This is a genomic window from Abyssibacter sp., assembly GCF_964229365.1.
Classification (GTDB): Bacteria; Pseudomonadota; Gammaproteobacteria; order Nevskiales; family OUC007; genus Abyssibacter.
Window position 1 is genome coordinate 1 of the sequence record NZ_CAXRDQ010000085.1, and the last position, 10,297, is coordinate 10,297.

The following is a 10,297-nucleotide window of genomic DNA, read 5'->3' on the forward strand; positions in this document are numbered from 1 at the left end:
GCAGGCTTGCGGGAAACCCGGCCCGTTCCGTACGGAGTGCGCCTGAAAACAGGCCATGCGGCGTTACTCGTCGCTTGTTTGGAATGACCCAACTTCACTTCTCGCGCCTTGCCTGGCCTGTTTTCAGGCGGCAACTTGGCGGCGGGAATAGGTCAGTGTTTCCCTAGACCCGCGTTTCCCTAGGCTTTCGGTTTTGCCTTGGTTTTTGACTTGGGCTTGCCCGCGCCTTTTCGCTTGGCGCCCGCCGGCTTGCCACCCGTAGGCTTGCCCTTGGCGCTGGGTGCGCCGCTGGGACGCTCCTCAAAGTCACGAATCGAGAGCTTCTGACCACAGACCCAGACACCCTTGAGATGCGTGAATACCTCGCGCGGCATCCCCTCCGGCAGGTCGACCACGGAGAACCGCTCCCGCAACTCCACGCGGCCGATGTGACCGGCCTCGATACCCGCCTCGTTGGCAATGGCACCGACAATGTTGCCCGGCTTGACGTTGTGCTCCCGGCCGACGGCAATCCAGTAGCGGCGGTAGCCATCAGGCACCGCCTGCTGGCCACGTTCGAGGCGGCGGCCGCGTTTGTCATCGGTCCCTCGCTCCTGCGGGGCCCTGGGCGACTTGATGTTTTCTTTTTCACGCAGCAGGAAGGGCTGCCCACGGTTCAGCTCGGCCATGAGCGCGGCGGCTAGGTCTGCCGGCGCCAGTCCGGTGGATTCGGCCATTTGTGCAACCAGCTCACGGTAGGTGTCGAGTCCGGCCGCGGCATGGCCCTGAAGGCGTTCGGTGAGCGCTTGCAGCCGATGCGCGTTCACCGCCGCTACCGTCGGCAGCTCCATGGGTTCGACGCTGCTGCGGGTGACCTTGCCGATCAGCTTGAGCATGCGCTGCTCGCGCGGCTGCACGAACAGAATCGCCATTCCCTCGCGCCCGGCACGGCCGGTGCGCCCGATCCGGTGCACGTAGACCTCCGGATCACCTGGCATGTCGTAGTTGAACACGTGGCTGATGCGCTCCACGTCCAGGCCGCGAGCCGCCACGTCGGTAGCGACAACGACTTGAATGCGTCCGTCGCGCAGCCGCTGCACCGTCTGCTCGCGTTGTTCCTGCGACAGGTCGCCGCTCAATGCCTCGGCGGCGAGGCCGCGTTCGCGTAGAAAATCCGCCACCTCGCTGGTCGCGACCTTGGTCCGCACGAACACCATCGCGGCATCCGGCGACTCGACCTCCAGCAACCGCGCCAGCAGCTCGGATTTCTGCCCCGAGTGCACCATGACGTAACGCTGTTCGATGGTCGTCGCGGTGGCGGTGGCCTGCTTGACCCGCACCTCGGCCGGGTTGTTCAGGTGCTCGTTGGCAATGCGCGCAACAGGACGCGGCATGGTCGCCGAGAACAGCGCGATTTGCCGGTCGTCAGGTGTGTGGCTGAGCACCCATTCCACATCGTCGATGAAGCCCATGCGCAGCATTTCGTCGGCTTCGTCCAGCACCAGCATCTTCAGATGCGACACATCCAGCGCACCCTTGCGCATGTGGTCCATCACCCGGCCCGGCGTGCCGACAACAATGTCCACGCCGGAGCGCAGGGCGCGGGTCTGAGGCGGATACGGCGACCCGCCGTAGACTGCGATCACCCGACACCCGGACAAACCCTTGGCGTAGGTTTCGAAGGCTTCGGCCACCTGCTGCGCCAGCTCGCGCGTCGGCGCCAGAATCAGCGCCGACGGCGCACGCTGCTTGCCGCGCGTACCGGCCTCTTGCGCCAGCATTGTCAGCAAGGGCAGCGCGAACGCCGCTGTCTTGCCGGTGCCGGTCTGGGCCATGCCCAGCACATCGCGGCCTTCGAGCAGGTACGGGATCGCCTGCGACTGGATCGGCGATGGCGTGGTGTAGCCCAGCTCCGCCACGGTGGCGAGGATGGAATCCGCCAGGCCAAGCGAGGCAAAGCCGGACGGCGAGGATTCAGTGTTCAAGGGACGTGCTCACGAGTGGGGTGATGTGCATGGACATCGGTCCGATCCGCGCGGGATTCGGAAGGGGGAAGGCGGCTGCAAAGCCGACCGCTGGCCGGAGAAAGCCACCGGCATTATAGAACAAAGCGCCGCGATCACCCGACAGCATCTGGCCAACGGCTCACAGCGCCCGATTTTCCCGCCCCCCGGAGCCCCACAATCGCGCGCGGCTACGCGGTGATGGCCGCGTAGTGAAACCGCAGGTGATCCTCGATGAAACTGGCGATGAAGTAATAGCTGTGATCGTAACCGCCATGCATACGAATCATCGCCGGGTAGCCGGTGTCCTCGCAGACGGATTCCAGGCGCTCGGTCTTGAGCTGGGCCTCCAGGAAGTTGTCGGCCGTGCCCTGATCGACCAGCAGCGGCAGGTGCACATCCGTCTTGCGGATCAGCTCCACCGTGTCGTAGGTCCGCCACGCCGCCTCGTCCTCGCCCAGATAACGCCCCAAGGCCTTCTGGCCCCAGGGGACCCCGGCCGGATTGACGATGGGCGAGAACGCCGAAGTCGAGCGATACCGATCCGGATTGCGCAAGGCGATCATCAACGCGCCGTGCCCGCCCATGGAATGCCCAGCGATGGCGCGCCGACCGTCCAGCGGCAAGGCGCTCTCGACCAGCGCGGGCAATTCCTCGACCACGTAGTCGTACATCCGATAATGCTCGGACCAAGGTGACTGGGTGGCATTGACGTAAAAACCTGCGCCGAGGCCGAAATCGTAAGCCCCTTCGGGATCGTCTGGCACGCCCTCGCCACGAGGACTGGTATCGGGCATCACCAGGGCGATGCCCAGCTGCGCCGCGACGCGCTGCGCACCGGCCTTGGTCGAGAAGTTTTCATCCGTGCAGGTCAGCCCAGACAGCCAGTACAGCACCGGCACCTTCCGCTCGCCCGCTTGAGGCGGCAGATAGACAGAAAACGTCATCCGGCACTGCGTCGCGGCCGAATCGTGCTGGTACCGGCGTTGCTCGCCGCCGAAAACGAGCTTGGTATCGACGAGTTCGAGTTCGGACATCAGTAGTGGATCACGGAGCGAATGGATTTGCCTTCGTGCATGAGATCAAACGCCGTGTTGATCTCCTCCAGCGGCATCGTGTGGGTGATGAAGGTATCCAGTTCGAATACGCCGTCCAGATACTGCTGCACATAACCCGGCAGTTCCGACGCACCCTTGACGCCACCAAACGCGGTGCCGCGCCAGACGCGACCCGTCACCAGTTGGAACGGCCGCGTGGAAATCTCCTCGCCCGCCCCGGCCACGCCGATAATCACCGATTCGCCCCAGCCCTTGTGACAGCACTCCAGCGCGGAGCGCATCACATGAACATTGCCGATGCACTCGAAGGAGTAGTCCACGCCGCCGTCGGTCATGTCGACGATGACCTCCTGGATCGGCTTGTCGAAGTCCTTGGGGTTGACCACGTCGGTCGCGCCCAGCTGCTGTGCAATCGGGAACTTGGATGTATTGATATCGATGGCGAGGATGCGCCCGGCCTTGGCCATCGTCGCGCCGATGATCGCCGACAGCCCGATGCCGCCCAGCCCAAAGATCGCCACCGTGTCGCCCGGCTGGACCTTGGCCGTGTTCATCACCGCGCCCATGCCGGTGGTCACGCCGCAGCCGAGCAGGCAGACCTTCTCCAGCGGCGCCGCTTTGCTGATCTTCGCGAGCGCAATCTCCGGCAATACCGTGTATTCGGAAAACGTTGACGTGCCCATGTAGTGGTAGATCGGCTGACCGTCGATGGAGAAGCGCGACGTGCCATCTGGCATCAGCCCCTTGCCCTGCGTGGTGCGAATCGCCTGGCACAGGTTGGTTTTGCCCGAGGTGCAGAATTTGCACTCGCCACATTCCGGCGTGTAGAGCGGAATCACGTGATCGCCCACCCCGACCCGAGTCACGCCCTCGCCCACCGCTTCGACGACACCGCCACCCTCATGACCGAGGATGGACGGAAAAATGCCTTCGGGATCGTCACCGGACAGCGTAAACGCATCGGTATGGCAGACACCGGTCGCGACCAGACGCACCAGCACCTCGCCTCGTTGCGGCGGCTGCAAATCGACCGTCTCGATACTCAGAGGCTTGCCGGCCTCCCAGGCCACTGCCGCGCGCGTCTTGATCACATCCATGGACTCTGTTCCTCGTTGTTCCGGGTCGAGGAGTCTAAGCAAGCTCTGCCGCAATCGCACGGATGGGCGGCACCAGCGCTGCCGGCTTGCTACATTTCGCCGCCAACCCGCCCCACTGGCGCAGACCATGGCTCAATCCGACGCTCCCGCCGACACGCTCGGCACACCGTTCTCCCCCAATGCCACCCGCCTGCTGCTGCTGGGTAGCGGCGAGCTGGGCAAGGAAGTCGCCATCGAAGCCCAACGCCTGGGCCTGGAAGTCATCGCAGCCGACAGCTACCCCAATGCACCCGCGATGCAGGTCGCCGACCGCGCGCAGGTTATCGACATGCTCGACGCGAACGCACTGCGCGCCGCGGTCGAGACCGAACGGCCGGCTTATATCGTCCCCGAGATCGAGGCCATCGCAACCCAGGAGTTGCTGAAGCTGGAGCAGGAAGGCTGGAACGTCATTCCGACCGCACGCGCGGCCAATCTGACCATGGATCGCGAAGGCATCCGCCGGCTCGCCGCCGAAACCCTGAACCTGCCCACCTCGCCATACCGTTTTGCCGACCACCTGGACGGGGTCCGCGAGGCCGTGTCGGCCGTGGGCACGCCTTGCGTGATCAAGCCGGTGATGAGCAGCTCGGGCAAGGGCCAGAGCGTCATCCGCAGCGACGCCGACATCGAGAGCGCCTGGGTGTATTCACAGCAAGGCGGGCGCAGCGGCGCGGGACGCGTAATCGTCGAAGGGTTCATCGACTTCGACTACGAAATCACGCTGCTCACCGTGCGCCACAGCGCCGGCACCAGCTTCTGCGCCCCCATCGGTCATCGACAGGAAGACGGCGACTACCGCGAATCCTGGCAACCGCACCCGATGTCCGAACAGGCGCTATCCGGCGCGCAGGCCATCGCGTTGTCGATCACAGACTCATTGGGCGGGTACGGCGTGTTTGGCGTCGAACTCTTTGTGCAAGGTGACGAGGTCTGGTTCTCGGAGGTTTCACCACGGCCCCATGACACCGGCATGGTGACAATGATCTCGCAGGATCTCAGCCAGTTTGCGCTGCACGTGCGCGCCATACTCGGGCATCCGGTGCCGGCCATCCGGCAGCTGGGTCCCTCGGCGTCAGCCGCGCTGCTCATTGAGGGAGATCAGTCGGCACCACAGTTCGGCAACCTGGCCCAAGCACTCGCCGAGCCGGGTACCCAGCTGCGCCTGTTCGGCAAGCCCAGCGTCAAGGGGCGGCGGCGCATGGGTGTGGCGTTGGCGAGCGGGCAAGACATCCACCACGCCAAAGCGACCGCAATTCGCGTTGCTCAGGCTGTCGAAATCAACACGCCGTAAGCCGATTGCGTCTGATAACAGATCATGCGGCGTTCGTCGGCGCGCCCATGTGCCCCTTGCAGGCCCGCCTTCGGCGGGGTCAATTCGCTCCCGGCGAATGGACGCACGTCGCTTACTTGGAATGCCCAACCTTCATGTCTCACGCCTTGCTTGGCCTGTTTGCCGGCAGCAATTTGGTCGCGTGAATAGCGCAGCGCTTCCCGAATGTGCTCTATGCTTTTTTCTAACTTGCAAGTTAGAATCACAAACGCCCACACCCTACTCGTGAGCGCGCGATCAGGATGACGCCAAAACCATCATCAACGCGCGATTTAGACACAGAAGGAAGAATGATGAACAGGTTAAAAACATCAGCCTCAATTGTTTCGTTGGCCCTCTTAACAGCCTGTGGTGGAGGAGGATCATCCTCAAACTTCGAGCCGGGCCCGTCTTCTATCGAAAATCCTGATGACGCAGCGGCCTTCCTTTCTGTGGCATTTACAAGCCAATCCGCTCAACTTTCCGGAAAAAAAGTTCACTCTTGGCATGCCTCTGCACCACTCACCAAGGAGCTGGTCACTGAGAACTGCGACGCGGGTTTTTACACCTACGATGATGAATCTGGGCGCTACGACTACTCCGATTGCCGGTACGGAACAAGCGGTGACGACTATGAACTCATCAACGGCGTAGTGATCAGTCGATGCGCGGATGATGTTGGTGGAGGGCCAGCGCGCGACAACGACTGCGAAGGTAGATTTCACGTGACTCGCGGGGTTGAAGAAGCTCCATTCGTGGTGGAGCGCCAGTACAGTCGCGGCACTCGAACGAGCACTCGAAAAATATCAGTGGACTCTACCTACACAAACGATGACAGGAGCGAGTCGTCGATGCTTATATTCAACGGAAACCGCAGCATATCGATCCGAGACGACTTTTCTGCGGATATCGATTTCCAATACGCAGACTATCAATGGTCCTATTTCGTAGACTTTTTTGACCAATACGAAACGTACGCATTCAACGGCACAATGGATTCAAATCTTGGAGAATTTTTAACCGGATGCGCGAACGGCAGTGCAACCTATGAAACGACGGAACCTCTCTGGATTTACGAAGGCTATTCCGGGTATCAATTCACCAACAATGGCGAAATCCTCGTCACCGACTCCAGCGGGAACACAGCAACGGCGGTTGTTGACTCAATAGGGTTGGTCGTTACGGTGAATGGCGAATCACAAACTTATTATTTCCAGGAACTGGTGAATCGTTGTCAGTTCTGAGGCCACGGATGCCTTCAAGGCATTTGGGCACGAAGCATCATGCCGGTCCAGATGGGATTCAGCGAGTCGGACGGTTCTACGCTGCAATCTATTTCTGCCCCGTGGCGGGGGCAATACATCATCACGGGCCGATCCGTTACTCATTGGACGTCCCGTCACGGTTTGTTCCGCGCTACGTCCAAATCAGCAGGTGATACGCGAAATAAGGGCATCGCCTGTCAACTCTTCAATGGAACTCCGCCACGGAAACGCCGCCTAAGCTCTCGCCGTAGCGCAGCCCAAGTGCCGCAAGCCGGCACCACCCAAACTCAGGAGTCGCACGCCATGACAACCACGAAATACGCCGCGGCACTCGCCGCCAGCTTGATCTTCACGATCAGCGCCGCCGATGCCGGCGCAGGTGACGGTTCTCGACTGTTCAAGCACATGGATGCCGATGGCGACGGTGTCATCACACGGGCGGAACTGACCACCCAACGGGAAGCCGTCTTCGCACGCATCGACAAGAACGGCGACGGCCTGGTTAGCGCCGAGGAACGGCAACAGGCCGCCGAGGGTCGCGGACAGCGCCTGCGTGACCGCATGCAGGGTCAGGGCGACGACATCGCCGAGGCCATCGACACCGACGGCGACGGCAACATCTCCCGCGAGGAGTATCTGGCGGCGCCGACGCCCATGGCCGACTTCGCCGACACCGATGGCGATGGTGGCGTCACGCAGGAAGAGTTCGCCGCCTTTGTGCAGGCTGACAAGGCAAAACGGAAATAAGTCTCACGCGGCCGGATCGGCGCGGCGCGAGGCCCGCCTTGAACCTGGCCTGCGCTTGGACGCCGACACCGGCCAGCGAAACAGCGCGGGCTACAAGGGCAAACGGTCTAGCCGCTCAGCAGAATGAGCGGTCGGGGACGGTAAAGCGTCGGATACGCTGCGCTTCGTCGACGATGTCGGAAGCTTGTCGTAATAGCGGGCTGCGTTGGCGCTACCCTCATCGGCATCGTTCGGGGCTCCAATCTGCCGCGTTTCGATCCAGTAGTACCGGCCTTCGATGGTGTTGATCAGCGTGATATCCCGGCGATCGTATTCGGCGCAGTCCTCTTCGGAAGGCGCACAACCGCCTGTCTCGGTTGCCGTGTTTCGGTAGCGCTTTAGCCGCAGTCGACCATCCGGAAGAACCGACCAGTGAAATCGGCTGGCCGGATCGGTGCTGTCATCCACGGTCACCACCACGCTCGCACCCGACGAATCCTCGGCAATGTAGTCATCGACGTGCGAACCCGTCCCGTCGGGGTCAAAACGCAAGGCGAACCCTTTTAGCTGAGGCTGATGTGGTTGCTGTTCGTCCCCGCGCCCGAACTGGTAATACATGCCAGGGACTATCTCCGCCTGGAAAGCCTGTATTCCGATTCCGCACAAGGCGGAGACCACATCGAGCCTGCGCTCACCCTGAGGACCTCTCAGATCAGCCATCCAACGGCTCGCACACTCATCGACCTCCCTCTGCCCGCGGTAGGTGGCGGTTGTCCCATCATCAAACACCAGAAAGATGGCGTCCTGTAACCGTTCCCAGCTAAATGATCGCTCGCTGAGCAGTGCGATACCGGTCGTCTCCGTCGCGAACCACAGAAGATCAGCATTGACCTCAGGAGTTGGGTAAAACGAACCGGACCCCGTGTACTCGAAGATTGGAACCGCGACGTAGTCATCCACTTCGATGTTGATACTCTGCTGGAAGTCGGCGTACACGCCGTTGTCGGATAGATATCGCCAGCCCGCGTTGGTGACAACCGTTGACAGCACCGCCAGTTGGCGGTCTGGCGCTTGGTACTCGTAGGTATCCCGAGACTGCACCCGATCTGGTCGAAAAGGGAAAAGCGCAGACTCGGTCCAAAAGTAGGTCGTGCCTTCGGACAGCAGTGAATCGCTCTGAGCGAAGCTCACGACGAACTCACCTCCCTCCGCTTGGGACCATGTCACCTGAGAATCATGCGATGCAGAGTAGGTATCGCCACCACCGTCTGCCTCCAGCGAATACGCCCGCAGCACATTGACGCGGTTGAAGTCGTCGGACTGGCCAAGCAGGCGGAGCAAGGCGGTTGTCGGTCGCTCACGAACACGCTCCACGAAACCTGGCCTGTCGATGAAGCCGCGCTCCACAGCGCGAAATCGTTCGGCGCCACCGGCGTCATAAATCGCGTCGACGAACGCCAGCACCGCAGCGACGTCAGAGGCGAACGCCGCAGTATCGGAAAATTCATCCGAGAGCGTCTCAGGGTGCTCGTCACTGGTTATAAGCTGCAGGGCACTGGCAGTCTGCAACATGAACTGCGGATCGACAGTACGCGGTCCATTCTCGCTGATAGCGAGATTCTCGCCGAACCGCGCCCGTAGCTGAGCCATTTCGGCCGTACTGACGGGGGTCAGATTGACCCGACTGCTGTCGTCGTCGGAAAGCTCATCATCGCCGCCCGCGAGCGCTCGAACCTCGGCGCTCGTCCCGAGCAATGCGTCCATGCGAACGGGAATCTCGCGATATGTCCCCGTGACTTCAAGCCAGAGCACATCGCCATCCATCCAACTGCGCGGCAGCGCAAGACTGTATCGGCCCTGCGCATCGGTGGTCGTCGTCAGCGTCTGCTCACCGGCATGGGCCGTTAGCGTGGCTCCGCTCAGTGCCGGAAACAACGTTTTTCCGGACACCTGGATGACGCCCCCAGAACCATCCGACTCCGCCTCATCGGAACATGACGCCAACACCAGGGCACCGATGACCAGCCCCAGGCAATAAGCCGGAAAAATTCGATTGTTCATCTTGACCCCAGTTCAACCAAGCGCAGGCTATAGGTTCACTTTAGGGCTGCAATGTGTTTTTTGGAAATTTTTCCCACTCTTATGGCGCTCAGGCCAAAGACACTGAATGAATGCGCCTAATGCCCAACCTCTCTCGCCTGGACCTCTGAGACCGATGGCCGGTCCCCGCCCCCACCCTTGCGTCGCCAGTCGTGAAACCGTTCCACCCAGCGCAGTACGCCTTCGGGCTTGTGGGCGTTCTTCCATTGCCCCGCGGCGTATTTGTTGGCCTCTGACAACGTTGGGTAGACGTGGATGGTGCCCATGATCTTGTTCAGGCCGAGGCCATGGCGCATGGCCAGGGTGTACTCGGCCAGCAACTCGGCGGCGTGTTCGCCGACGATGGTGACGCCGAGGATCTTGTCCTTGCCGGGCACGGTGAGCACCTTGACCATGCCATGCGCTTCGGAATCCGCAATGGCGCGATCCAGATCGTCGATGCCATAGGTCGTGACCTCGTATTCGACGCCGGCCTCCCGGGCCGAGGTCTCGTTGTGGCCCACATGGGCGACTTCGGGATCGGTGAATGTCGCCCAGGGCACAACTGAATAGTCCACGCGAAACCGCTTGAACTGACCGAACAGGGCGTTGACCGCGGCGTACCAGGCCATGTGCGAAGCCGTGTGGGTGAACTGGTACGGCCCGGCCACATCGCCCGCGACGTAGATGTTCGGATACTTGGGGCGCAGAAAGTCATCGGCGACGATGGTGCGATCGG

General features: G+C 61.7%; 7 protein-coding genes and 1 pseudogene. 3 read left to right on the forward strand and 5 right to left on the reverse strand.

Going from position 1 to position 10,297, the window contains the following annotated elements; all coding sequences use genetic code 11:
- Positions 1-179 precede the first annotated feature (179 nt).
- From ACE1EY_RS14145 to ACE1EY_RS14155, 3 genes are all read right to left on the reverse strand, one after another.
- Positions 180-1,964, reverse strand: a complete 1,785-nt coding sequence (locus tag ACE1EY_RS14145) for a DEAD/DEAH box helicase (protein WP_370300469.1) — start codon at positions 1,962-1,964, stop codon at positions 180-182.
- A gap of 209 nt (positions 1,965-2,173) precedes the next feature.
- Positions 2,174-3,019 (reverse strand): S-formylglutathione hydrolase, encoded by an 846-nt coding sequence (fghA, locus tag ACE1EY_RS14150; protein ID WP_370300470.1) that lies wholly within the window; start codon positions 3,017-3,019, stop codon positions 2,174-2,176.
- On the reverse strand, positions 3,019-4,131 hold the full coding sequence (locus ACE1EY_RS14155) for an S-(hydroxymethyl)glutathione dehydrogenase/class III alcohol dehydrogenase (RefSeq protein WP_370300474.1): 1,113 nt from the start codon (positions 4,129-4,131) through the stop codon (positions 3,019-3,021). Before ACE1EY_RS14155 ends, fghA begins: the two co-directional genes overlap by 1 nt.
- Before the next feature lie 133 nt (positions 4,132-4,264).
- Here ACE1EY_RS14155 and purT point away from each other — a divergent pair, with 133 nt between their 5' ends.
- The 3 genes from purT (at position 4,265) to ACE1EY_RS14170 (ending at position 7,500) form a co-directional block, all read left to right on the forward strand.
- Entirely contained in the window at positions 4,265-5,470 is a 1,206-nt protein-coding gene (gene purT, locus ACE1EY_RS14160; RefSeq protein WP_370300471.1) for a formate-dependent phosphoribosylglycinamide formyltransferase, read from the forward strand.
- Between the two features lie 332 nt (positions 5,471-5,802).
- Positions 5,803-6,732, forward strand: coding sequence for a hypothetical protein (locus ACE1EY_RS14165; RefSeq protein ID WP_370300472.1), 930 nt, complete (start codon positions 5,803-5,805; stop codon positions 6,730-6,732).
- A gap of 324 nt (positions 6,733-7,056) precedes the next feature.
- The gene (locus tag ACE1EY_RS14170; protein WP_370300473.1) at positions 7,057-7,500 is read left to right on the forward strand and encodes an EF-hand domain-containing protein; all 444 of its coding nucleotides are present in this window, start codon (positions 7,057-7,059) and stop codon (positions 7,498-7,500) included.
- A 90-nt stretch (positions 7,501-7,590) separates the two neighbouring features.
- Here the strand turns inward: ACE1EY_RS14170 and ACE1EY_RS14175 are convergent, their stop codons facing one another.
- Positions 7,591-9,540, reverse strand: coding sequence for a hypothetical protein (locus ACE1EY_RS14175; protein WP_291514248.1), 1,950 nt, complete (start codon positions 9,538-9,540; stop codon positions 7,591-7,593).
- Between the two features lie 116 nt (positions 9,541-9,656).
- Positions 9,657-10,297, reverse strand: a pseudogene (locus ACE1EY_RS14180) (pyridine nucleotide-disulfide oxidoreductase); the annotation flags it as partial.